This window comes from Caulobacter zeae, assembly GCF_002858925.1.
In the GTDB taxonomy this organism is placed as follows: domain Bacteria; phylum Pseudomonadota; class Alphaproteobacteria; order Caulobacterales; family Caulobacteraceae; genus Caulobacter; species Caulobacter zeae.
Genome location: NZ_PJRS01000004.1, coordinates 68,968 through 92,048, shown reverse-complemented (window position 1 = coordinate 92,048; position 23,081 = coordinate 68,968). Strand labels below are relative to the sequence as shown.

Genomic DNA, 23,081 nt, shown 5'->3' with positions numbered 1-23,081 from the left:
AAGTCATCGGATATATTTGCAGCGCTCGACATTATTTCAGGAATGATGAGAGGCGATCATCCCACAGCGGCCGTACATCGACGCGCGTCGGGATGATCTTGGCGGCGGCGAAGGTGTCGGCCACGGCCTGTTCCGAGGCGATCGCCGCCTCGCTGATCGGGCCCAGGATGCTGGGCGACGACTTCTCGCGGAATTCCTGGGCGTAGTATTCGGCCTTCACGCCCGTGGCTTTCTCGCGGGCTCGCGCCCAGCGGTCGCCGTCGGCGTTGATCCAGTCGAACACCCGCTTGTAGCGGCTGACATAGTCGCCCAGGGCCTGGAAGCGGACGGGATCGTCCAGCGCCTCCTTGGCCGCGGTGATCAGATAGTTTCCCGACAGTATGCCCAGCGCCGTGCGCAGCACCCGCGCCCCGGCCTCGCGCGCCTGGTAGACGATGACGCCGTAGATCACCCAGGCGTCCAGCGCACCGCTCTGGAAGGCCGCCAGTCCGTCCTGCGGGCTCAGCGCCACGGGCTGGATGTCGCTCCAGGCCAGGCCCGCCTCCTGCAACAGGCGCAGCAGGATGTAGTGCGAGGTCGTGGCCTTCACATAGCCGACGCGCTTGCCTTTCAGGTCCTTGAAGGCCTTAGCCGGCGAGCCCTTGGGCACGAGCACGACCTGGTTGTTCACGTCGCCTTGCAGCACCCCGACGATGCGCACCTGGTTGCCGGGCTGGGCGGCGACGAAGATCGGCGGGATCTCGCTCATGCCGCCGAAGTCCAGGGCGCGAGCATTGATCGCCTCGGCGATCAGGTTGCCGCCGGCGAACTGGGTGCGGGCCAGCTTGTAGGGCGGGGCCTGGATCCCGGCCTCGCCGAAGAAGCTCTCGGGATTGCCGCGATAGGTGGCGACCCGCAGCGTCAGGTCGTCCAGCGAGCCGGCCTTGTCGTCGCCATTTGGGGAGCAGGCGGCCAGGTTGACGGTAGTCAGGCCGGCCAGCGACAGGCCCGCGATCGAAAGGCCGCCCGACATCAGGTCGCGGCGGGAAAGGGAAAGGCCGGTCATCAGTCGAACAGGTCCGGCTCTTCTTCGGTGACGATGTCCCAGTAGGGCTGGAACGCGTAGATCCCGCCCAGCTCCGTGCCGACTTGGCCGGCGGTGTGCCTGGCCACTTCGGGCGGCATTGGCTTGGTCGGACCGGCGGCCTCGGCCAGCAGTTGGGCCTGGCAGGCGTTCTCGAGCGCCAGATAGCGCCAGACGGCCGCCTCCACCGACTGGCCGACGGTCAGGATGCCGTGGTTCTGCAGGATCACCGCCTTCTTCGGGCCCAGCGCCTTGGCGATCTTCTGGCCCTCGCTGGTGTCGAGCACGACGCCGGAGAATTCCTCGAACAGGGCGTGATCGTCGTAGAAGGCCGCCGAGTCCTGGGTCAGCGGATCCAGCAGCCGGCCCAGCGCCGACCAGGCCTTGCCGTACAGCGAGTGCGAGTGGGCCGAGGCCACCACGTCGGGCCGCGCCTCGTGCAGCTGCGAGTGGATGGCGAAGGCGGCGCGGTTCAGGCGGGCCGGCGCTCTCTCGGGCGGCTGCACGATCTCGCCCGCGTGGCTGACCAGCATCAGGTCCGAAACCTTGATGCGCGAGAAGTGCACGCCCAGCGGATTGACCCAGAAGTGGTCGGTCAGTTCGGGATCGCGCGCGGTGATGTGACCCGCGCCGCCCATGTCGAAGCCATGGCGGCCGAACAGCCGATAGCCGGCGGCCAGGCGCTGCTTGCGATAGAGCCGTTCCAGCTCGAGCGTCGGCTGTTGCGGGATCTCGCGCGCGCCGAACGGCGGCAGCACCGTCTCGATCTTGGCGGGGTGAGGGCCGGAAGCCGCGAAACTGCGGGCGGCGGGGATCGCGGTCATCGCGAAGGGTCCTTGTTGTCAGTAGCCGCGCGACAGGTCGACGACGTCGGCCAGGGGCGCGCCGGCGCGGAAGCGGGCGAGGTTCTCGGCGAACTGGGTCGCCAGGTTGATGCGGGTGTCGGGCGTGTGCACCGAGGTGTGGGGCGACAGGCGCACCTTCGGATGGCCGTAGAACGGGTGCCCATCGGTCAGCGGCTCGGGGAAGGTTACGTCCAGGCTGGCGCGGCCGACCCGGCCGTCGTCCAGCGCCGCCAAGAGGGCGTCGTCGTCGATCAGGGCGCCGCGGGCGATGTTGATCAGGTGCAGGCCGGGCTTGGCGTGGGCCAGCACCTCGCGGCCGATCAGGCGCTCGGTCTGCGGCGTGGCCGGCGCGGCCAGCACCACGTGGTCGCTGCGGGCAAACAGGGTCTTCAGGTCGGCCACCCGCTCGACGCCGGCCACTGGGATCGGCTTGTCTGAGCGGCGGGTGGCGATGACGTTCAGCCCCAGGGCCTGGGCGCGCGGGGCCAGGGCCTCGCCGATGGCGCCGAAGCCCACCAGGCCCAGCGTCGTGCCGGCGATCAGCTTCAGCGGTTGCGGCGCCCAGCGTTCGGACTTGTCGATCCAGATCTCCGGCAGGCGCTTGGCCTCGGCCAGGATCGCGGCCAGGGCGAACTCGGCCAGGGCGACCGCCGAAGAGCCGCGCGCCGAGGTCACCACCGGGCCGTCGAACAGCCAGTCCGGATAGAAGTCGATGCCGACCGAGACCAACTGCACCCAGCGCACGTCGAACGGCCAGCCGGGCGGCGGGGTCTTGGGCAGCACGCCGCCGGCCTTGCGGAACGGCGCAGCCACCAGGACCTTGGCCGAGGGCGGCAGGGGCGTGGTCAGGCCCGGCGGCACGGCGATGATCTCGGCGCCTTCCGCATGCTGGGCGAAGACGCTGTTGAACACCTCGGGCAACTGGCTGGCGACGACGAGGCGGCTCATGCCTGGGTCTCCCGCGAAGCGAAGGCGAGCTTGCCGGCGCCGGTCAGCACCACATCGGCCTGGGGCGTGTGCACCCGGCCGCAAAGCACGTCGCGGTGATGCCGCTCCAGTGGATTGGCGCGGGTCAGGCCCGGATTGCCGGTCAGCTTCAGGGCCTTCTCGACCACGGTGATGGCGTTCTCGGTGACCAGGTGCTTGACCAGGCCGCTCTCGCCGGCGCCCGTATCGCCCTTCGCCGCGCTGTCCAGCAGCACGCGGTTGGACAGCAGCAGGCCGTCGATCTCGCCCAGCGCCTCCTGGAAGCGGGGCAGGGTCGAGAGGCTGGCGCCCAGGTTGGCCGGCCTGCGGCTGATCAGGAAGTCGGCCAGCCAGTCGCGGGCCGAACGGGCGACCGCGTCATAGATCGCCGCCGTCAACACCGACGACCAGGTTCCGAACACCGCCGAGTAGGGCGGCGGAGCGCCCGGGGGCTGCGGGTCCAGGGCGTGGTCCAGCGGAACCAGCACGTCCTCGAACACCACGTCGTGGCTGGCGCTGGCGCGCAGGCCCAGGTGATCCCAGGTCTCCTCGATGACCACGCCGGGACTGTCGGCGCGGACCAGCCAGCCGCCGACCAGGGGGGCCGCATCGTCGCTGCGGGCCCAGACCACGAACCAGGTCAGGGCGCTGGAGCCGGTGGAGTAGATCTTGCGGCCGCTGATCCGCCAGCCTTCGGGCGTGCGCCGGGCGATAGTGGCGGGCAGGCCGCCGCGGGCCGGCGTGCCGAGGTCGGGCTCCACCCGCAGGGCGTTGATCAAGGCCCCGTGGTCAATGGCGTCGCCGATGACCCGCTGCTTGAGGTGCTCGGGCCAGCCTGAACGCCCCTCGACCGAGGCGTGGAACAGGTACTGCATGACCAGCACCAGGGCCGTGGCCGGCTCGCCCCGGGCGACGGCCGAAACCACCTTCAGGGCGGTGGGCAGGTCGCTTTCCAGGCCGCCGAGGCGCTTGGGCGCGGTCAGGGCCAGCAGGCCCGCCTCGTGCAGGGCCTGGAAGTTGGCGAAGGGAAAACTGGCCTCGCGGTCGTGACGGCCGGCGGTGGCGGCGAAGGCCTGCGTCAGGCCCGGCAGCACCGCGTCGAGGTCGGGCAGGCGAGGGGAAGGCTCCAGGCGGCGGGCGGCGGCGGTGCTCACTGCACGGCCTCGCCGGTCGGGAAGGCGATCAGGGCGCCTTCGTGAGAGGCGGGCGCCTCGACGCCCAGGTGGCCGAGCAGGCGACGGCGGATGGCCTGGAAGCGCGCGTCCGGCGCACGCGGGCGCTCCAGCGTGATCTTCTCCTCGGCGGCGATCCTGCCCTTGTTCAGCACCAGCACGCGGTCGGCCAGCGCGATGGCCTCGTCGACGTCATGGGTGACCAGCAGGACGGCCGGCCTGTGCTCGTGCCAGAGGTTCAGGACCAGATCGTGCATCTTCAGCCGGGTCAGGGCGTCGAGGGCCGCGAACGGCTCGTCGAGCAGCAGCAGGCCCGGCTCGCGGACGAGGGCGCGGGCCAGTGCCGTGCGCTGGGCCTCGCCGCCGGAGAGGGTGGAGGGCCAGGCGTCGAGGCGGTGGCCGAGACCGACCTCCTTCAGCGCCGCCTCGGCCCTGGCCCGGACAGCCCCTTTCCTGAAGCCTGGATCCTTCAGGCCCAGCGCGACGTTGCGCCAGACCTTCTTCCACGGCAGCAGACGGGCGTCCTGGAACACCACGGCGCGCGTGCTCGGCGTCGTCACGTCCTGGTCGCCGACCGGATCGAGCCCGGCCAGGGTACGCAGCAGGGTGGTCTTGCCCGAGCCGCTGGCCCCCAGCAGGGCGACGAACTCGCCCGGCGCAATCGACAGGTCCAGGCCGTCGATGACCCGGTTCTGACCGAACTGGCGGACGAAGCCGGTCAGCTTCACGGCCGGGGTGACCGGCGCGGCGGCCGGAGCGGGCGATACGGTGTCGAAGGCGCGGCGGCGGATGCGCGGCTGGACCATGGTCATTGCTCCACGAGGCTGGGGCGCCAGGCCAGAGCGCGGCGCTCCAGCGTGCGGACGAGGGCGTCGGCGCCGAGGCCGAGCAGGGCGTAGACGAGCAGGCAGACGACGATGATGTCGGTCCGCATGAAATCGCGGGCGTTGTTGATCAGGTGGCCGAGACCCGCCTGGGCGTTGATCTGTTCGGCCACCACCAGGACCAACACCGACACGCCCAGGGCGTAGCGCAGGCCGACGAAGAACGAGGGCAGGGCGCCGGGCAGGATCACCTCGCGCACCAGGCTCCAGCCCGACAGGCCGAAGCTTCGAGCGGCCTCGACCAGACGCACGTCGATCCCGCGCACTCCGGCGAAGAGGTTCAGGTAGATCGGAAAGGTGGTCGCCACCGCGATCAGCACGATCTTCGGCGTCTCGCCGATGCCGAACCAGACGATGAACAGCGGGGTCAGGGCCAGCGATGGGATGGTCCGCTTGATCTGCATCAGCGGGTCGATCGCGGTTTCGCCCAGGCGCGACAGGCCGGCGACCAGTCCGAGGGTCACCGCCACGACCAGCGCGATCGACAGGCCGGCGGCGGCCCGCGCCAGCGACACCAGCAGGTTGGCGGGCAGCTCGCCCGAGATGGTCAGCGCCCAGAAGGTTTCGGCCACCGTCGACGGCGCGGCCAGCACCCGCTCGGGGATCACGCCAAGCCGCGATCCCAACTCCCACAAGGCCAGAAGCAGCACCGGAGACAGCCAGCGGGCCCGCGAGAGGCGAGGCCATCGAAATGGCCTGGCTGAAGAAATTCTATCGGCGATCGCCAAAGACATCGGGTCGCTTCCATCGCTGTGACCGTTGCGGCGGGGGCGCCGTTGCTTCACAGAGATGGACGCTGAATTCCTACTCGATCAATAGACTTATCCTCAGGGGTCTTATTAGAGTTCCTCAATGGGGTAGACGGGGCGCCAGATGCCGACCAACCTTCCGACCGAACTTCTCCGCAGCTTCGTGGCCATCGTCGACAGCGGTTCGATGCTGCGCGCCACCGAGCGCGTCTTCGTCACCCAGTCGGCGCTGAGCTTGCAGATGAAGCGGCTGGAGGAGACCGTTCTGACGCCGCTGTTTCACCGGGAGGGGCGGCGTCTTTCGCTGACCCCCGCCGGCCAGACCCTTCTGGGTCACGCCCGGGACATCCTGGCGCTGAACGACCGGGCGGTAGTGGCGCTGACCGGCGACGCCCTGGCCGGGCCGGCGAGAGTGGGGCTGGTGCAGGACTTCGCCGAGACCCTGCTGTCGGGCGTGCTGGCCCGTTTCGCCCAGCTCAATCCCGACACCCAGTTGCAGGTGAGGGTGGCCGGCTCGCCCGAACTGCTGGAACTGCTGCGCAGCGACCGCCTGGACGTGATCCTGTGCATGGGGGCCTATGACGACCCGGCGGCCGCCCGCACCGTGCCGATGGTCTGGCACGGCGATGCGGACCTGGCCAAGCTGGACGTCCTGCCGCTGGCGATCCTGGAGGCGCCGTGCCGCTTTCGCGACGCGGCGTTGGCGGCGCTGGAGCGGGAGGGACGACCCTACCGCGTGGCGCTGGAGACCCCCAGCCTGTCGGCCCTGCGCGCGGCGGTGCAGTCGGGCCTGGCGGTCACCTGCCGCACCAGCCTGTTCCGGCCGGACGCCCAGCCGATCCCCGACGCGGCCCTGCCCAGCCTGCCCAAGGTGGCCTATGTGCGCCGCACGGGTCCGGCCCCGCACCCGTCGATCGGCAAGCTGTCGGAACTGATCCACACGGCGGCGCTGGAACTCTAGCCGCGTCGCGCCGCCGCCAGGGCCAAGGCGGCCACCTGCGCGGCCTGGCCGCGAATGTCGGGCACGGCGTTGATCTCCCACCAGGCGCCGCGCGTGACGGGGCCGACCGCGAACAGCGTGGGGCTCGCGTAGCCCGACGTGTCGAGCAGGCGGTTGTCGGCGTCGACGTCGAGACCCAGGCGCAGGGGATCGGGACGCGCCAGCCCCCGGCGGATCAGGTCCAGCAGCAGCGGATCGGTCGACCTCGTCACGTCGCCGGTCGGGCCTGTGGCGTTGATCACCGCCGATACTGAGAACGGCTGCGAGGCGGTTTCGCCGCGCGGCCGCCACGCCCCCTCGACCCGGCCGTCCTCGGCTTCGGCCAGGCGCACGATCTTGCCGGCGGCGATCTGCAACCGGCCAGAGCGACGCAGGCCGGCGACCCGCGAGGCGACCTCGGACGACAGGCGGTGGCGATGCACGTCCCAGAAGGGGCGAGCGTGGCGCAGGAAGGCCTGCTTGTGAGCCACGCTCCAGCCCCGCCAGAGATCCTGGGTGGCAGGCCGTAGGGCGTCGACGGCCGTGCGCCAGCCATGCTCGGCGGCCGTGCGGCGCAGCCAGGCGAGGGCGGCCAGGGGCGGAATGTCGGACGCCGGCGGCGAGGGTGGCCTGGCCGGCGGCTCGCCCTCGTGCTCCCGGGGGATGAGGCCACGCCGCGACAGGGCGATGATCGAGCGACCGGGCGCGGCGTCTTCCAGGCTCAGGGCCAGGTCCACCATCGTCAGGCCCGTTCCCAGCAGCAGGACAGGGCCGGGCGGCAGGCGGGCCGGGTCCCAGCGCCAGGGATCGGCGACATAGGCCGGCGAGGCGGCCAGGGCGTCGGTTACGCCGTGCGGACGACAGGGCGGGGGATTGCCGAGCGCCAGCACCACGGCGTCGGCCAGGATCGGGCGGCCCATGGCGGTGGTCAGCCGCCAGCCGTCGCCGCCGGGCTCCAGCCCGACCACGGCGTCGGGTGCGATCACCAGTCGGCCGGCGCCTTCCGGGCCTTCGACGATGTCGGTGAGCAGGCCTTGCAGGTAGCGGCCGTAGTCGCCGCGCGTGGCGAAATCGCCGGGTCCGACATCCAGCCCCAGGCCTCGCAGCCAGTCCACGAAGTCGCCCGGCCGGTCGGGCCAGGCGCTCATGTTGCCGGCGCGGACGTTCAGCCGGTGGCTGGGATTGTGGGTGGCGTAGGCCGCGCCCAGCCCGACCGGCGTGTTGCGCTCCAAGAGGATGACCCGCGCCGCCGCGCCGTCCCGCAGCAGGTGCAGGGCGGTCATCACGCCGCTGAAGCCGGCGCCGATCACGGCGATCACGGGCGTTGATGGCGAGGCCATGTTCAGAAAACTCTACAAAATCGATAGGAGTTTCTTCGGCGATCGTCGCGCGGCGTGCAAGCCGTCTGTCGAGGATGGCTGATCCTGGCTATTCGCGCCTCTGAAATATGTGCGCGGCCAATGCCGTTTATTGCGGTTCGCGATATATAAATCTCTGAATTCTTTCTGAGAAATACTCGTTCGCACCGTTTGGGCGTGCTCGCCATCTTCGCCTCCGCCGACCGTATCGCGTCGGCTGCAAGGAGGTTCCCATGAGCGCCGTCCTCGACGAGGTCCGCCAGACCCTTGGCCAGACCCTTGGCCAGTCCCTTGGCCTGACCGTCACGCCCGTCAGCTCGACCATCGGCGCCGAAGTCGCCGGGATCGACCTGCGCCAGACGCTTTCCCGCGAGCAGCGCGACGCCCTGAAGGCGCTGCTGCTCGACCGCAAGGTGCTGTTCTTCCGCGACCAGGACATCACCCGCGACCAGCAGCTGGCCTTCGCCGCCAACTTCGGCGAGGTCTACGCCCATCCGACCGGCGGCGTGGAGACCCACCGCGCCGTGCAGCCGATCTCGGCCGAGGCCTTCAAGAAATACGACATCCGCGAGAACCACTGGCACACCGACACCAGCTGGCGTGTGAACCCGTCGTTCGGCGCGGTGCTGAAGGCTGTGCACATCCCCGAGGTCGGCGGCGACACCATCTGGGCCGACGGCCACGCCATCTGGAAGGGCCTGCCCGACGACCTGAAGGCCGCCGTCGACGAGCTCTATGTCATCCACGACTACCAGGACGCCCTGAACCGCTCGGGCGAGCGCTATCCGCTGACCGCCCATCCGGCGATCCGCACCCATCCGGAGACCGGCCAGGAGATCTTCTGGATCAACTTCGGCCTCAAGCCCCGCTTCGTCGACCTGGCCCCGGACGAGAGCAAGGCGCTGCTGGCCCGCCTCTATGAGGAGGTCAAGAAGCCCGAACACCACGCCCGCTTCCGCTGGCGGCCCAATTCCGTGGCTCTGTGGGACAACCGCGCGGGCCTGCACTACGCGGTGCGTGACTATGGCGACTTTCCGCGGGTGATGGAGCGGGTGCTGATCGGCTCCGACGACGTGCCTTACCGAGAGCGCAAGCAAGCCTGACGCCCGCCGGCGCGAGCCCGCCGAAGCCGCGCCGCCGACCTTCCGATTTCTGAAGACCAAGAACGACGCGGGGCCGATGCGCCCCGCGCGGGGGATAGACTTTTGACCTTTGTTTCCTCGTCCAAGACCCTGAAACGCTCGGCCTTCGCGGGCCTGCTGCTGGCCTGCGCCTCGAGCGCGGCCCTGGCCGCCGAGCCGATCCCCGGCGTGGAAGCGCCAGACGCGGCCGCCGACGCCCTGGACGGCGTGGTCGTCACAGGGGTGCGCGGCGTGCGCCGCACCGTGGCCGACAGCCCCGCGCCGATTGACGTCATCTCGTCCGAGCAACTGACCGCCACGGGCAAGGTCGGGCTGAAAGAGGTGCTCAACACCCTGATCCCGTCCTTCAACCTGCCGGGCGTCAACGGCGGCGGCACCTCGTGGACGGTGCGGGCGATCACGCTGCGCGGCCTCAACGGCGACCAGGCCCTGTTCCTGGTCAACGGCAAGCGCCGTCACACCACCTCGCTGATCAACAACCTGGCCCGGGTGGGGCGCGGCGGCGTGCCGGTCGACCTCGACCTGATCCCGGCCTCGGCCATCGAGCGCATCGAGGTGCTGCGCGACGGCGCCTCGGCCCAGTACGGCTCGGACGCCATCGCCGGCGTCGTCAACATCATCCTGAAGAAGGACACGCAAGGCGGAGCCTTCTCCTATACCGGCGGCCAGAACTACCTCGGTGACGGCGACACCCGCGCCGCCAGCCTGAACTTCGGTCGCGCCCTGGGCGACGACGGCGGCTTCCTGCAACTGGCCATCAACTGGAAGAACAACGAGGCCGCCTCGCGCGCCGTGCCTTCCCGCGCCCAGTACCTCTATCAGCCGACCGTCACGACCGTCGGCGGCGTGACCACGGTGACGCCCGACCCGCGCGACGCCACGGCCGACCGCTACTTCTGGGGCGCCAGCTACGGTCCGGGCGAAGAGGACATCATCGCCACGGCCTACAACGCCGAACTGCCCTGGCGCGACCTGACCCTCTATTCCAGCGGCACGGTCAGCCACCGCTCGTCCAAGAAGGTCACCGGCAGCTTCCTGCCCAACCTGGCGCCGGTCACCGGCGTGATGGCCGGCCGGCCGCTGAACCGCAACTCACTGCCCGAGGTCTATCCAAACGGCTTCAACGCCCTGCGCCGGATCTTCGAGCTGGACTGGCAGACCAGCCTGGGCGCGCGAGGCGAGAAGGCCGGCTGGGCCTGGGACGCCTCGACCACCTTCGCCCAGGACCACGCCCAACTCGACGGCCAGAACACCCTGAACGCCACGCTGGGTCCCGACAGCCCGACCTATTTCCACCTGTCGACCCACCAGTTCCAGCAGTGGACCAACAACCTTGATCTCACCCGCTCGTTCGAGGGCGTGCTGCCCCGGCCGCTGCAGGTGTCGTGGGGGCTGGAGCACCGCTACGAGCGCTTCCTGATCGAGGCCGGCGACGAGGCGTCCTACATCGTCGGCGACTATGTGATCCCGGCCGGCCAGCCCTTCGCCGGCCTGCGTCCCAACCCCGGCCTGTCGTCCTATGCCGGGACTGCGCCGGAGGACGCCGGCTCGGCCACGCGCCATTCCTATGCCGCCTATCTCGACGTCGGGGCCGACCTGACCGAAAACTGGTACGTCGGTGCGGCCGTCCGCCACGAGCGCTACACCGGCGACGTGGGCGAGACGACCAGCGGCAAGCTGACCACCCGCTGGGAGTTCCTGCCCGGCTACGCCCTGCGCGCCACGGTCAGCAACGGCTTCCGCGCCCCGTCGCTGGGCCAGACGGTGTTCGCCACCTCGACCATCTCCGGCAGCCTGTGCCCGGCCGCGCCCAACAACACCTTCCGCGGCGCGCCCTGCACGCCGGGCGAATACCTGACCTTCCCGACCAAGGTGCTGCGCACCGACACCGCCGAGGCCAAGGCCCTGGGCGCGAGCCCGCTCAAGCCCGAGACCTCGACCAACTACAGTTTCGGGATCACCGCCGAGCCCCTGCCGCGCCTGCGCCTGACGCTCGACGCCTACCAGATCGACATCGACGACCGCATCGTCGACACCAGCAACCTCGACCTGTCGGTGACCCAGCTGCAATCGCAGCCGGCGCTTGTCGGCCTGCTGGCGCGCTTCCCCCAGGGGCTGACGGCGACCTACTACACCAACGCCGTCTCGACCCGGACGACGGGGATCGACTTCGTGGCCGAGTACGGCTTCGACCTCGGTTCTGCCGGCCGCCTCAACCTCAACGCCGCGTACGCGTTCAACAAGACCAAGGTCCGCGACGTCGCCGAGACTCCGGCCATCCTCAAGGCGGTCAATCCGAACCTCGTCTTGTTCGACCGCCAGAAGATCTCCGACCTGACCGTCGGCACCCCGCGCGAGAAGGTGGTGCTGGGCGCGGTCTGGAGCCGCCAGGCGCTTTCGGCCAGCCTGCGCACCACGCGCTACGGCGAATACACCGAGGCCGGCACGTCGGTGAGCCTGGATCGGACCTATAGCCCCAAGTGGGTGGTCGATCTCGATATCGCCTGGGACGTGCGCCCAAACACCAACATCGCGATCGGGGCCAACAACCTCTTCGACCAGTATCCCGACAAGATCGGCATCGTGAACGCCGACCAGGGGACACTGCAATACGGCCTGTTCTCGCCCTTCGGCATCACCGGCGGCTATTACTACGCCCGCCTGACCCAACGCTTCTAAGGGGAGGGCGGCATGGATCGACGCCAGCTCATCATCGGTTTTGGCGCGCTCGCCGGGCTCTCTGCCTGCGGCAAGGGCGACGCCCAGGCCCCGCTCAAGGTCGGCAGCCAGCGCGGCGGCACCAAGGCGGTGCTGATCGCCTCGGGCGTGCTGGAGGGCGTTCCCTACAGGATCGAATGGAGCGAGTTTCCCGCCGCCCAGCCGCTGCTCGAGGCGCTGGGCGCAGGCGCGGTCGACCTGGGCGAGGCCGGGGACGCGCCGTTCCTGTTCGCCTATGCCGGCGGGGCGAAGATCAAGGCCGTGCAGGCCGGTCGCAGCGGCGGCCGTTCGACCGCCATCCTGGTTCCTAAGGACTCGCCGATCCGCGACGCCCGCGGCCTGAAGGGCAAGAAGGTCGCCACGGGGCGCGGCTCGATCGGCCATTACCTGCTGCTGCGGGTGATCGAGCAGGCGGGGCTGTCGCCCGGCGATGTCGAGGTGGTTTTCCTCAGCCCCGGCGACGCCAAGGCGGCCTTCACGGCCGGCTCCATCGACGCGTGGGTGACCTGGGGCTCGTACGTGGCGCTGGCCCGGCTGCACGACAGCGCACGCGTGCTGGCCGACGGCGACGGCTATCTCAGCGGCAACGGCTACGAGGCCGCCAGCGTCAAGGCGATCCTCACCAAGCGGCCCCAGATCGAGGACTTCCTGCGCCGCCTGGCCAAGGCCCGCCGCTGGGCCGCCCAGAACCCCGACGCCTTCGCCGCCGTGCTGTCCAAGGAGACGGGCCTGTCGCTCGACATCGCCCGCTGGACGGTCAGCAACTACAAGGCCGTGCCCGTGCCGATCGACGAGACCTCGGTGGCCGAGGCGCGCTCGGTGCTCGACCATTTCCGCGCGGCAGGGGCGATCAAGTCGGAGCTGGATCCGGCCGGCGCCTTCGACGCCTCGTTCAACGCGGCGATCGCCTGATGGCCGACGACTTCGAGGCGCCTCACTGGGAGACCGATGTGCTGGTCATCGGCGGCGGCCTGGCCGGGACCTGGGCCACCATCGCCGCCGCTCGCGAGGGCGCGCGGGTGATCCTGGCCGACAAGGGATACTGCGGAACCAGCGGCGTCACAGCCACGGCCGGTCCCGGCCACTGGTGGGTTCCGCCCGAGCATCGCGAGGCGGCGGTCGCCGATCGCCTGAAGCGTTCGCTTGGCCTGGGCGATCCCGACTGGATGGCGCGGATCCTCGATCTCACCTGGACCAGCCTGCCGCAGCTCTCCCGCCACTACGCCTTCTCGACCGACGAGCAGGGACGCGTGCAGTATCGCGGCCTGCGCGGTCCCGAATACATGCGGGCCATGCGCGCCTTCGCGCTCGAGGCCGGGGCGACCATCCTCGACCATCATCCGGTCCTGGAACTGCTGACGAACGCCGACGGCGTCGTCACCGGCGCTGCGGGCGTCGCTCTGCGGGGCGAGCGGCCGTGGACGATCCGGGCAGGGGCGGTGGTGCTGGCCACCGGCGGCTGCGCTTTCGCCTCGCGCCTGCTGGGGTCTGCGACCAACACGGGCGACGGCCTGCTGATGGGCGTCGAGGCAGGGGCGGATCTCTCGGGCATGGAGTTCAGCAACTACTACACGCCCATGCAGGCGGGCACGAACATGGCCCGCTCGATGAGCTTCGCCTTCGCCCGCTGGTTCGACGAGGCCGACCACGAGCTCGACATTCCGGCCGGGCCCGACGTCAGTCCGCACCTGGCCCGCGCCCTGCTGAAGGGGCGCCTCTATTGCCGGCTCGACCGCATCCCGCAGGACATCCGCGAGGTGATGCCGCAGGTGCAGCCCAACTTCGTGCGGCCGTTCGCCCGCATGGGGATCGACGCCTATGCCGAGCGGTTCGAGGTCTCGCTCGTCTCGGAAGGCACGGTGCGCGGCGTCGGCGGGCTGCGCATCGACGGCCAGCTTTGCCAGACCGCCGCCCCGGGCCTGTTCGCGGCCGGCGACGCGGCCAGCCGCGAGCTGGTCACCGGCGCGATCTCGGGCGGCGGGGCGGTGAACTCGTCCTGGGCGCTGTCTTCCGGTCAGTGGGCGGGGCAGGGCGCGGCCGCTTTCGCCCGCGGCCGTCGCCGCGCAGGCGAGCGCCTGCATCATCTCGGCCAGGCCGGTCTGCGACCCACCGGCCGCCTGGCCGGGGTCGATCTGCCCGCGGCCGTCCAGCTCGTCCGCGAGGAGATGGGCGCCTATGACCGCAACATCTTCCGCACCGGCGAGGCCCTGGCCGCCTCGGGTGAGAAGCTCGACGAGGCCTGGCGCGAGATAGCCGCCCATGCCGGCGGCTGGGGCAGGGGGCTGCTTCGAGCCAGGGAGACCGCCGCCATGGTCGCCGCCGCCCGCTGGAGCAAGGCCAGCGCCGTGCAGCGTCGCGAGAGCCGCGGCATGCACCGCCGCGAGGACGCGCCGGGGCTCGACCCGCGCCTGGCCTCGCGCCAGCGCGCGCAGGGCCTGGACCGGGTGGTCACCCGCTTCGAGGCGGCCAGCCCTGAAAACACCAGCCTGGAGGCCGTGGCATGATCGAGGTCGTGATCGACGACCGCTGCGGCGGTTGCGGCGACTGCGTCGACGTCTGCCCCAGCGACGTGCTGGCGCGCGGACCGGGCGGCAAGGCGGTGATCGCCCGCCAGGCCGACTGCCAGACCTGCTATCTGTGCGAACTCTACTGCCCTGAGGACGCGCTGTTCGTCTGGCCGCAGACTGACAGTGTCGCCGACGTCACCGCGCAGCAGGCCCTGGCCACCGGCGACGTCGGCGGCTTCCGGCGCGACAGCGGCTGGGACGAGCATGCCGCGACCCACACCAACCAGCATTGGCGCATGGGGGCGATATTCGAGCGCGCCCGCCTGATGGCGATCGACGCCGCCAAGACTGCTCGAACCGAGGACGGGAGGACCAAATGAGCCAAGACACCCTGCGCGAGCGCCTGGCCGCTCTGCATGCCGAACGCGTCCGCACCTGGGACCCCGCGGCGCTGAAGATCAACATCGACCAGCGCGCTCGCCTGGTCGAGGCGGCGGACCCGGACGCCTGGGTCAAGGTCGGCGACAAGGTCGCGCCCTTCGTGCTCAAGGACGTCGAGGGCGGCGACCTGACCCTGGCAAGCCTGACCGCCAAGGGGCCGGCGGTGCTTGTGTTCTTCCGCTTCGCCGGCTGCCCGGCCTGCAACATCGCCTTGCCCTATTACGAAGAGCGGCTGGCGCCGGCCCTGGCGGCGATCGGCGCCACACTGGTGGCCGTCAGCCCGCAGGTTCCCGAGCGCCTGGGCGAGATCCGTGTCCGCCACGGCCTCGGCTACAAGGTCGCCGCCGATCTCGGCAATGAGCTGGGACGTCGGTTCGGCGTCACCTACGTCGCCGACCAGGCCAGCCAGGACGCCCAGCGGGCCAAGGGAAGCTTCATCGGCGACGTCACCGGCACGGGAACCTGGGAGCTGCCGCAGCCGGCTGTGGTGGTCATCGACCGCAAGGGCGTCGTCCGCTTCGCCGATGTCAGCCCCGACTGGCTGGTCCGCACCGAAGCCGACCCCATCATCGCCGCCGTCCGCGCCCTGACCCCGGCGCCCGCAGCCGTTTGAGGGCTAAAGATCCTCCCCCTGAAGGGGGAGGCGGCCCGAAGGGCCGGAGGGGGAAGTTCCTGATGACTTCGACGCAGCCGTCGCCTGCGCGATCACGTCCCCCTCCGTCGGCTTCGCCGACACCTCGCCCTTCAGGGAGGGGGTCTGGAGGCTCCGTCCGTCTCGGGGTTGAGCCCATCCAATTCCCATGTCTACAGTAGGATAACGCCGTTCTCGAGACGGCGATGTCCCTGGGAGGACGCCATGAACGCCTTGACCCCGATCTCAGCGGGCGACGCGCCTGACTATGCCGGCCTGACGGTCACGCCCGCCGGCCCTGTGTTGGGCGCCGAGATCTCCGGGCTCGACCTGACGCAGCCGCTCGAACCCGAGATCGTCGCGGCCGTCCGCGCGGCCCTGCTGCGCCACAAGGTCGTGTTCTTCCGCGACCAGGACATCAGCCACGAGGACCATGTTCGCTTCGGCCGCTATTTCGGCGACCTGGAAGGTCATCCGGTCACAGCCCACGTGCCGGGCTATCCCGAGATCCTGCACATCGAGGCCGCCGACGGCATGAAGCTGCGCGAGGCCATCGTCCCGATCGTGCGGGCCGCCAACAAGTGGCACACCGACGTCACCTTCCGGCCCGCGCCGTCGATGGGCGGGGTCCTGCGCGCCCGCACCCTGCCGCCGTCGGGCGGCGACACCCTGTTCGCCGACACCGCCGCCATCTACGCCGACCTGCCGCAACCGCTGAAGGACAAACTGGCGGGCCTTTCGGCCGAGCACGATATCCTGCAAAGCTATGGCAACCGCATCGACGAGGCCAAGCGGCAGGAACTGCGCGCGGCCTATCCGCCCCAGGCCCACCCCGTGGTGCGCACCCATCCCGAGACCGGCCAGCCGCATCTCTTCGTCAACAAGGTCTTCACGACGCGGATCCTCGGCTTGCCCGAGGACGAGGCCGCCGCCTTGCTTGCCGAGCTGCTCGACCGGGTGAAGTCGCCCGAATACCAGGTCCGCTTCCGCTGGACCCCGAACGCCATCGTCTTCTGGGACAACCGCGCCACCCAGCACTACGCCGTGCTCGACTACTGGCCGGTGGAGCGCGTGGTCGAGCGCGTGACGATCAAGGGCGACGCGCCTTATTTCCGTGCCTGATCAGGGGCTTGAGAGCATCTCGTTGGATCGCGGGGAAGGGGCTGCGTAAGCAGGATTCCGTCATTTTCAGCCAACGGAACGGCCCGATGTCCCAGCCCCGTCAACTCAAGCTCGGCTTCATCCTGCACGGGGTCGGCCCCGGCTGGGGCGACTGGCGCCATCGCGACGCCCAGCCGAGCGCCAGCACGGACTTCTCGTTCTACAAGCGCCAGGCCCAGGTCGCCGAGGCCGGCAAGTTCGACTTCCTGTTCGTCGCCGACAGCGTCTACATCACCGAGAAGTCGAGCCCCCACTACCTCAACCGCTTCGAGCCGCTGACCATCCTGTCGGCCCTGGCCGGGGCCACCAGCAACATCGGCCTCGTGGGCACCCTGACGGTCAGCTACAGCGAGCCGTTCAACGTCGCCCGCCAGTTCTCGTCGCTCGACCACATCAGCGGCGGCCGGGCTGGCTGGAACGTCGTCACCTCGTGGCTGGAAGGCAGCGCGGCCAACTACAGTCGTGAAAAGCACTACGCCCACGACGTCCGCTACCGCCTGGCCGGCGAATATCTCGACGTCGTCCAGGGGCTTTGGGACAGCTGGGAGGACGACGCCCTGACCTTCGACAAGAAGGGCGGCCAGTTCTTCGATCCGGCCAAGCTGCACGCCCTGAACCACAAGGGCGAGTTCTTCTCGGTGAAGGGCCCGCTGAACATCAGCCGCTCGCCGCAGGGCCAGCCGGTGATCTTCCAGGCCGGCGCTTCCGAGGACGGGAAGGCCTTCGCCGCCAGCCGCGCCGACGCCATCTTCGTCTCGCACGAGGATCTCGACGCCGCCCAGGCCTACTACAAGGACATCAAGGCCCGCGCCGCCGCCTTCGGTCGCGATCCCGACCAACTCCAGGTGCTGCCCGCCGCCCGTCCGGTCGTGGGCAAGACGGCGCAGGAGGCCGAGGCGCTCTACAAGGAACTGACCGAGCTCGTGTCGCTCGACAACGCGCTGTCGATGCTGGCCCGGCCGTTCAACGAGTACGACTTCTCCCAGCACGACCCCGATGGTCCTTTCCCGTTTGAGGCCGCCGCGTTCGGGGCCAATTCCAACCAGAGCTCGGTCAACCGCATCGTCGCCGCCGTGAAGGCCGAGAACCTGACCCTGCGCGAGACGGCCCTGCGCTTCGCCACCCCGCGCGGCCATTTCGTCGGCGCGCCGGAAGCCGTCGCCGACAGCTTGCAGGCCTGGTTCGAGGCGCGCGGCGCCGACGGCTTCGTGCTGTTCGAAAGCCTGCCGGGCCAGCTGGAGGCCTTCGTCGATCTGGTCGTGCCGATCCTGCAAGGCAGGGGGCTGTTCCGCACCGACTACGAGGGCTCGACCTTCCGCGAGAACCTGGGGCTGGACTTCCCGGTCAATCGCTACGCCGGCGCCCTGGCGGCCGCGGAGTAGACTTCAGAGCGACGCCTCCGCCGCTGACGCGGCGGGGGCGATGCGGCGTTCTTCCGACCGGGCCTCGGCGGGCTTGCCGCTCCAGTAGTGGTCATTGCCCCTGAAGGCGCCTTCGATGGCGCGCAGGCCCCGTTCGACCTGGGCTGACAGGTGGCCGATCAGGCTCTGGTGCTTCTCCACGATCGCCAGATCGCGCGGGGCGCGCTGGATGGCGCTGGCGTAGCGGTGCAGGCTGGACTTCATCTCGCGCATCTCGCGGGCGATCCGCGCGATCCGGTCCCTGTCGACCTGGCCGAAGTGGCGGGTGCCGTGCAGCCTGTTGCGGGCGCAGGCCGCCAGCCACTGGCCGCGCGTCATGCCGGTGATCCGGCATTCCTCGTCCAGGCGCAGCCGGTCGTCCCTGGTCAGCAGCACCGCCACCGAGCTCGCCTGGGCCTGGCTGACCGGTTGGGGTGCGGGCCGTTGCGGCGCGCCGCCCCCGTCCGACAGGCATTGCGAGACGAGGGCGCGCAGGGCCGCCGAACGCCCGCCGCACGTTGCCGCATAGGCGTCGAATTGTTCGGCGAGTTCATCTGGCAACTGGAAGCCGAAATGCGTCATCGGTCTGTCGCTTCAAGGTCAGGCGTCGCGATAATTTTCGCTTCGCTCAGATGTCTGAAGAAGAGCGCATGATTCGCTCTATTTTAGACATACGACCACTTTTCGGATTCTGACCATTACGGCTTTGTATCAAATTATTGCTCAGAAAATGTGTCACAAAACTTTGGGCTAACTGTCTTCGCGGCTCTGTAGCCCGCCGATCCAGGGCGGGAAGGGCGAGGCTTTTTCCATTGGTGGGGACCGGGGGTCTTCGCCGCCCTTTTGCGGCTGCGCCAATGGAGAACCGTCATGAACCGCGTTGGAAACGTTAGCTTGATCGCGCTCGCGCTGAGCGCCTCCCTGGCGCTTGCGGGCTGCGGCGGCGCCGACGGCGTCGCGTCTCCGGGCGAAGGCGGCTTCGGTAACGGCGGCGGCACGAACCCGACCAATCCGACCACGCCGCCTCCGGGCACACCTGCCGCCGACTGCCCGACCGGTTTCGCCAATGTCGGCACCGTCGCCAACGGCACGCTGCGCAACTGCCAGCTGCCGCAGCTGATCACCGGCAATCTGGTCGTGCCGCTGCGCGCGGGCACCGTCTATTCGGTCAGCGGCCGCGTCGATGTCGGCCAGGACCAGGGCGGCGACCCGAACGCGCCCATCGCCGGCCGCTCCAAGGGCGTGATCACCGTCGAAGCCGGCGTGAAGGTCTTCGGCTCGGCCGGTCTCGACTACATCGTCGTCAACCGCGGCTCGCAGATCTTCGCCGAGGGCACCGCGACCAACCCGATCGTCTTCACCAGCAAGCAGAGCATCGAAGGCCAGACGGGCGTCGACTCGATCGGCCAGTGGGGAGGTCTCGTCATCTTGGGCCGCGCGCCGATCAGCAACTGCTCGGGCGCCGGGGCCACGCCGGGCACGGCCGGCTGCGAGGCCCAGGTCGAGGGCACCAACGCCTTCTACGGCGGCAGCGGCCTGCAGGATAACAGCGGCGTCATGCGCTACCTGCGCGTCCAGCACTCGGGCTTCGTCATCGTCGCCAACAACGAACTGAACGGCATCACCTTGGCCGGCGTCGGCTCGGGCACCACCTTCGACCACATCCAGGTGCACAACAGCAGCGACGACGGCATCGAGTTCTTCGGCGGCAACGTCAACGGCAAGTACCTGGTCCTGACCGGCAACGACGACGACAGCATCGACACCGACACCGGCTACAACGGCGCCTTGCAGTTTGGCATCATCGTCCAGCGCGCCAACGGCGGTAACCGCGCCTTCGAGACCAGCAGCGCCGGCACCGCGCCGCGCTCGAACCCCAAGTTCGCCAACTGGACCGTCATCGGTCGCGGCGGCTCGGGCAACGACCTGCTGGTGGCCAACACCTCGACCAACAACGTCTGGGTCAACTCGGTCGTGCAGATGACCGCCAGCACCGCCGGCTGCGTCGACATCGACGACGCCACCACCCAGGTCGCCTTCCACTCGGTGGCCCTGGCCTGCGCCACGCCGTTCACCAACGACACCAATGTCGACGCCACGGCCGTTGCGGCGCTGTTCAACGCCGGGACCAACAACACGTCGAGCCATACCTCGACGCTGACGGGCACGTTCATCAACGGCGCCAACGAGGCGGCCCGCACGCCCTACGCCAACATCACCAGCCTCAGCAGCTTCCTTGTGAACCCCGGCTACATCGGGGCGGTCAAGGACGGCAACGACACCTGGTGGCAGGGCTGGACCTGCGGCCTGACCAGCGGCTCGACCTGCTGATCCGGTTGGGGGCGGCCGTGCGCCGCCCCCGCTTCCCGACGCCCGACAATTCCAAGGTTCCTCCGATGAACATGCTGTTCCGGCCCCTGAGCGGCCTCCTGCTCGCGACGTCGGCGCTGGTCGCGCCGCAGATCGCCATGGCGCAGACGACCCCCGCCGCCCAGCCGCAGCCGGGCGCAGCCGAAACCCCCGCGCCGCGCCAGTTCGCGGCGCTCGACCCCGAAGACGCGCCCGTCGCCGTCGAGGAAGTGCTCGTCCTGGGGCGCAACATTCCCGAACCGATGCGCACGACCTCCGAGGTCGCCAGCTTCCTGACGCAGGAAGACCTCAAGCGCGCGGGCGACGGCACCGCCGCCGAAGCCCTGACGCGGGTCAGCGGTCTGAGCCTGGTGTCGGGCCGCTTCGTCTACGTGCGCGGCCTTGGCGAGCGCTACTCGTCGGCCCTGCTGAACGGCTCGCCGCTGCCCAGCCCAGAGCCGCTGCAACGGGTCGTGCCGCTCGACCTCTTCCCCTCGGCCATCCTGGCCGGGGCCACGGTGCAGAAGAGCTTCTCGCCGAACTATCCGGGCGAGTTCGGCGGGGGCGTCATCGACCTGCAGACCGTGGCCATTCCCGACGAGGCCTTCTTCGAGGTCGAGATCGGCGGCGGCGGCAACACCGAGACCACGCTGAACAAGGGCCTGACCTACTACGGCTCGGACACCGACTTCCTCGGCTACGACGACGGCACGCGCAAGAAGCCGCCGGAGCTGCGCGAGGCGCTGGCCACGGGCAAGCGCATCAACTCCAGCAACTTCACGACCGCCCAGTTGGTCCGCATCGGCTCCAGCCTGGTCAACGCGCCGCTGAACCTGATCCAGACCAAGAACAAGATCCCCGGCAACTTCTCTGCCGACGTCAGCGCCGGCCGCTCGTTCGAGCTTCCTTCGGGCGCGCGCCTCGGCGTCGTGGCCATCGGCGGTTTCGAGAACAGCTGGCGCTCGCGCGAAGGCGTCCAGCAGCAGGGTCTTGAGCAGAACGGCGTGCTGGAGCCGCGCACCAGCTACAACTTCAAAAACACCAGCAACAACGTCACCGTGAACGGCCTGGTGGGCCTGGGCCTTGAGTGGGGCGACCACCAGGTGCGCTGGACCAATCTCTACGTCCACAATACTACCAAGTCGGCCCGCCAGCGCGCCGGCGAGGACTACGCCGCCGGCCAGGAAGTGCTGGACTCCTACACCGAGTGGTTCGAGCGGAACCTCTACGACACCCAGCTGTCGGGCAAGCACGAGTTCGGCGCCTGGAACTTCGACTGGCGCGGCTCCTACGCCAAGTCCGAGCGCGACGCGCCGTACGAGAAGTTCATCCGCTATCGCCTGGAGAACGGCGTCTACTACCACTCCGCCTCGCAGGAGCAGAACTCGACGAGCTTCAGCACGCTGGACGACACCATGGCCAGCGCCGGCTTCGACGTCGGCTACACCCTGCCGCTGAGCAGCGGCCGCGACGCCAAGTTCAGCGGCGGCTACGCCTATCTGGACAACGAGCGCGACGCCGAACGCCGCGACTTCCGCTACCAGGGCGGCGCCATTCCGCTGGCCATCCAGCGCGAGCGGGTCGACTTCCTGCTGTCTGACTACAACCTGGCCCAGGGCTACCTGACCTTCACCGAGATCACCGGCGGCGACGGCGCGGCGGCCTATGAGGCGGGCCTCAAGGTTCATGCCGGCTACGTGCAGGTTGATGCGGAGTTCCTGCCGCGCCTGCGCACCTCGTTCGGCCTGCGGGTCGAGGACGCCGAGCAGACCGTCCAGGTCGTCGACCTGTTCGGCGGCGCCCCGGCCACGCCGACGGCGCTGGAAGAGACCTATGTCCTGCCGGCCGCGACCCTGACCTACAACTTCGCCGAGGACATGCAGCTGCGCCTGGGCACCTCGAAGACCATCGCTCGTCCGCAGTTTCGCGAACTGGCGCCGCAGCAGTACTTCGATCCGGACACCGACCGCCTGTTCATCGGCAACCCGTACCTGACGGACACCGAACTGCTGAACCTCGACGCCCGCGTCGAGTGGTACTTCGCCGCCAACCAGTACCTGTCGGGCGGCCTGTTCTACAAAGACCTGGATCGTCCGGTGGAGTCGGTGGTCAGCGAGCAGGGCTCGACGATCGTCCAGACCTATGTCAACGCGCCGAAGGCCTCGCTCTACGGCTTCGAGCTGGACTTCAAGAAGCTGTTCGACAGCCCGTTCGAGGGCGCGTTCTTCGGCAGCAAGCGCTGGCTGGTCGGCGCCAACTACACCTTCTCGGACTCGCAGGTGAAGGTGGGCGAGGACGACCTCGTCTACCCGCTGGCCGGGGCCGGCGCGCCGCGCCGCGCGCTCGACTACGTCAAGGACGGCAGCCAGCTTCAGGGCCTCTCCAAGCACCTGGCCAACATCCAGTTCGGCTGGGAGGACGAGGAGAACCGTTCGCAGGCGACGATCCTGGCCACCTATGTCAGCAAGCGGATCTCGGCCCGCGGCCGGCCCGACCAGCCCGACCTCGTGCAGGAACCGGGTGTGACGGTCGACTTCACCTACCGCAAGGCCTTCGACGTCCGGGACCGCGAGCTGGAGTTCACCTTCAAGGCCCGCAACCTGCTCGGCGAAGACTTCGAGGAGTACCAGGTGCTGGGCGGCGGCCGGGTGGACGCCAACACCTACGACCTGGGCCAGACCTTCTCGGTTTCGCTCTCCACGCGGTTCTAGGTCTC

19 protein-coding genes are annotated in these 23,081 nt (G+C 69.6%); 11 read left to right on the top strand and 8 right to left on the bottom strand.

Annotated elements, in window-relative coordinates; genetic code table 11:
• Positions 1-31: 31 nt before the first annotated feature.
• From SGCZBJ_RS01330 to SGCZBJ_RS01305, 6 genes are read right to left on the bottom strand one after another with little or no spacing between them, the layout of a single operon-like run.
• On the bottom strand, positions 32-1,045 hold the full coding sequence (locus SGCZBJ_RS01330; protein ID WP_101716233.1) for an ABC transporter substrate-binding protein: 1,014 nt from the start codon (positions 1,043-1,045) through the stop codon (positions 32-34).
• Positions 1,045-1,887, bottom strand: coding sequence for a class II aldolase/adducin family protein (locus SGCZBJ_RS01325; RefSeq protein WP_101716232.1), 843 nt, complete (start codon positions 1,885-1,887; stop codon positions 1,045-1,047). Before SGCZBJ_RS01325 ends, SGCZBJ_RS01330 begins: the two co-directional genes overlap by 1 nt.
• Positions 1,888-1,905: 18 nt before the next feature.
• Positions 1,906-2,856 (bottom strand): D-isomer specific 2-hydroxyacid dehydrogenase family protein, encoded by a 951-nt coding sequence (locus SGCZBJ_RS01320; RefSeq protein ID WP_101716231.1) that lies wholly within the window; start codon positions 2,854-2,856, stop codon positions 1,906-1,908.
• Entirely contained in the window at positions 2,853-4,028 is a 1,176-nt protein-coding gene (locus SGCZBJ_RS01315; RefSeq protein WP_101716230.1) for an acyl-CoA dehydrogenase family protein, read from the bottom strand. Before SGCZBJ_RS01315 ends, SGCZBJ_RS01320 begins: the two co-directional genes overlap by 4 nt.
• Positions 4,025-4,858 carry an ABC transporter ATP-binding protein gene (locus tag SGCZBJ_RS01310; protein ID WP_420808139.1) on the bottom strand — a complete coding sequence of 278 codons (834 nt, stop codon included), beginning with the start codon at positions 4,856-4,858 and terminating at the stop codon, positions 4,025-4,027. Before SGCZBJ_RS01310 ends, SGCZBJ_RS01315 begins: the two co-directional genes overlap by 4 nt.
• Positions 4,855-5,580, bottom strand: a complete 726-nt coding sequence (locus SGCZBJ_RS01305) for an ABC transporter permease (protein WP_240621376.1) — start codon at positions 5,578-5,580, stop codon at positions 4,855-4,857. Before SGCZBJ_RS01305 ends, SGCZBJ_RS01310 begins: the two co-directional genes overlap by 4 nt.
• A gap of 223 nt (positions 5,581-5,803) precedes the next feature.
• Between SGCZBJ_RS01305 and SGCZBJ_RS01300 the strand changes: the two genes are divergently transcribed.
• Entirely contained in the window at positions 5,804-6,640 is an 837-nt protein-coding gene (locus SGCZBJ_RS01300) for a LysR substrate-binding domain-containing protein (protein WP_101716227.1), read from the top strand.
• Here the strand turns inward: SGCZBJ_RS01300 and SGCZBJ_RS01295 are convergent.
• Positions 6,637-7,998: an FAD/NAD(P)-binding protein gene (locus SGCZBJ_RS01295; RefSeq protein WP_101716226.1), complete on the bottom strand. Its 1,362-nt coding sequence runs from the start codon at positions 7,996-7,998 to the stop codon at positions 6,637-6,639. The genes SGCZBJ_RS01300 and SGCZBJ_RS01295 overlap by 4 nt on opposite strands.
• Positions 7,999-8,249: 251 nt before the next feature.
• Between SGCZBJ_RS01295 and SGCZBJ_RS01290 the strand changes: the two genes are divergently transcribed.
• From SGCZBJ_RS01290 to SGCZBJ_RS01255, 8 genes are all read left to right on the top strand, one after another.
• Positions 8,250-9,119, top strand: a complete 870-nt coding sequence (locus SGCZBJ_RS01290; protein ID WP_101716225.1) for a TauD/TfdA dioxygenase family protein — start codon at positions 8,250-8,252, stop codon at positions 9,117-9,119.
• Between the two features lie 102 nt (positions 9,120-9,221).
• Positions 9,222-11,837 (top strand): TonB-dependent receptor plug domain-containing protein, encoded by a 2,616-nt coding sequence (locus tag SGCZBJ_RS01285; protein WP_101716224.1) that lies wholly within the window; start codon positions 9,222-9,224, stop codon positions 11,835-11,837.
• 12 nt (positions 11,838-11,849) lie between these two features.
• Positions 11,850-12,788 (top strand): ABC transporter substrate-binding protein, encoded by a 939-nt coding sequence (locus tag SGCZBJ_RS01280; RefSeq protein WP_101716223.1) that lies wholly within the window; start codon positions 11,850-11,852, stop codon positions 12,786-12,788.
• Positions 12,788-14,380, top strand: coding sequence for an FAD-dependent oxidoreductase (locus SGCZBJ_RS01275; protein ID WP_101716222.1), 1,593 nt, complete (start codon positions 12,788-12,790; stop codon positions 14,378-14,380). The genes SGCZBJ_RS01280 and SGCZBJ_RS01275 overlap by 1 nt, the downstream gene beginning before the upstream one ends.
• Positions 14,377-14,763 (top strand): 4Fe-4S dicluster domain-containing protein, encoded by a 387-nt coding sequence (locus SGCZBJ_RS01270; protein WP_101716221.1) that lies wholly within the window; start codon positions 14,377-14,379, stop codon positions 14,761-14,763. Before SGCZBJ_RS01275 ends, SGCZBJ_RS01270 begins: the two co-directional genes overlap by 4 nt.
• Positions 14,760-15,437 (top strand): peroxiredoxin-like family protein, encoded by a 678-nt coding sequence (locus SGCZBJ_RS01265; protein WP_101716220.1) that lies wholly within the window; start codon positions 14,760-14,762, stop codon positions 15,435-15,437. The genes SGCZBJ_RS01270 and SGCZBJ_RS01265 overlap by 4 nt, the downstream gene beginning before the upstream one ends.
• Positions 15,438-15,680: 243 nt before the next feature.
• Positions 15,681-16,577, top strand: coding sequence for a TauD/TfdA dioxygenase family protein (locus tag SGCZBJ_RS01260; protein ID WP_101716219.1), 897 nt, complete (start codon positions 15,681-15,683; stop codon positions 16,575-16,577).
• Positions 16,578-16,663: 86 nt separating this feature from the next.
• A complete protein-coding gene (locus tag SGCZBJ_RS01255) occupies positions 16,664-17,998 on the top strand; it encodes an LLM class flavin-dependent oxidoreductase (RefSeq protein WP_101716218.1) in 1,335 nt (444 codons plus the stop codon).
• A gap of 3 nt (positions 17,999-18,001) precedes the next feature.
• Here the strand turns inward: SGCZBJ_RS01255 and SGCZBJ_RS01250 are convergent, their stop codons facing one another.
• Positions 18,002-18,598, bottom strand: a complete 597-nt coding sequence (locus SGCZBJ_RS01250; protein ID WP_101716217.1) for a hypothetical protein — start codon at positions 18,596-18,598, stop codon at positions 18,002-18,004.
• A 312-nt stretch (positions 18,599-18,910) separates the two neighbouring features.
• Between SGCZBJ_RS01250 and SGCZBJ_RS01245 the strand changes: the two genes are divergently transcribed.
• A complete protein-coding gene (locus SGCZBJ_RS01245; RefSeq protein WP_240621375.1) occupies positions 18,911-20,347 on the top strand; it encodes a hypothetical protein in 1,437 nt (478 codons plus the stop codon).
• Positions 20,302-23,076, top strand: coding sequence for a TonB-dependent receptor domain-containing protein (locus SGCZBJ_RS01240; RefSeq protein ID WP_240621374.1), 2,775 nt, complete (start codon positions 20,302-20,304; stop codon positions 23,074-23,076). The genes SGCZBJ_RS01245 and SGCZBJ_RS01240 overlap by 46 nt, the downstream gene beginning before the upstream one ends.
• The last annotated feature ends 5 nt before the right edge of the window (positions 23,077-23,081 follow it).

Excerpts from the sequence above, each read along its gene's own strand:
- SGCZBJ_RS01265 (WP_101716220.1), top strand. The coding sequence starts at position 14,760 with ATGAGCCAAGACACCCTGCGCGAGCGCCTGGCCGCTCTGCATGCCGAA.
- SGCZBJ_RS01325 (WP_101716232.1), bottom strand. The coding sequence starts at position 1,887 with ATGACCGCGATCCCCGCCGCCCGCAGTTTCGCGGCTTCCGGCCCTCAC.
- SGCZBJ_RS01250 (WP_101716217.1), bottom strand. The coding sequence starts at position 18,598 with ATGACGCATTTCGGCTTCCAGTTGCCAGATGAACTCGCCGAACAATTC.
- SGCZBJ_RS01270 (WP_101716221.1), top strand. The coding sequence starts at position 14,377 with ATGATCGAGGTCGTGATCGACGACCGCTGCGGCGGTTGCGGCGACTGC.
- SGCZBJ_RS01275 (WP_101716222.1), top strand. The coding sequence starts at position 12,788 with ATGGCCGACGACTTCGAGGCGCCTCACTGGGAGACCGATGTGCTGGTC.
- SGCZBJ_RS01260 (WP_101716219.1), top strand. The coding sequence starts at position 15,681 with ATGAACGCCTTGACCCCGATCTCAGCGGGCGACGCGCCTGACTATGCC.
- SGCZBJ_RS01290 (WP_101716225.1), top strand. The coding sequence starts at position 8,250 with ATGAGCGCCGTCCTCGACGAGGTCCGCCAGACCCTTGGCCAGACCCTT.
- SGCZBJ_RS01330 (WP_101716233.1), bottom strand. The coding sequence starts at position 1,045 with ATGACCGGCCTTTCCCTTTCCCGCCGCGACCTGATGTCGGGCGGCCTT.
- SGCZBJ_RS01280 (WP_101716223.1), top strand. The coding sequence starts at position 11,850 with ATGGATCGACGCCAGCTCATCATCGGTTTTGGCGCGCTCGCCGGGCTC.
- SGCZBJ_RS01295 (WP_101716226.1), bottom strand. The coding sequence starts at position 7,998 with ATGGCCTCGCCATCAACGCCCGTGATCGCCGTGATCGGCGCCGGCTTC.
- SGCZBJ_RS01310 (WP_420808139.1), bottom strand. The coding sequence starts at position 4,858 with ATGACCATGGTCCAGCCGCGCATCCGCCGCCGCGCCTTCGACACCGTA.
- SGCZBJ_RS01320 (WP_101716231.1), bottom strand. The coding sequence starts at position 2,856 with ATGAGCCGCCTCGTCGTCGCCAGCCAGTTGCCCGAGGTGTTCAACAGC.
- SGCZBJ_RS01255 (WP_101716218.1), top strand. The coding sequence starts at position 16,664 with ATGTCCCAGCCCCGTCAACTCAAGCTCGGCTTCATCCTGCACGGGGTC.
- SGCZBJ_RS01300 (WP_101716227.1), top strand. The coding sequence starts at position 5,804 with ATGCCGACCAACCTTCCGACCGAACTTCTCCGCAGCTTCGTGGCCATC.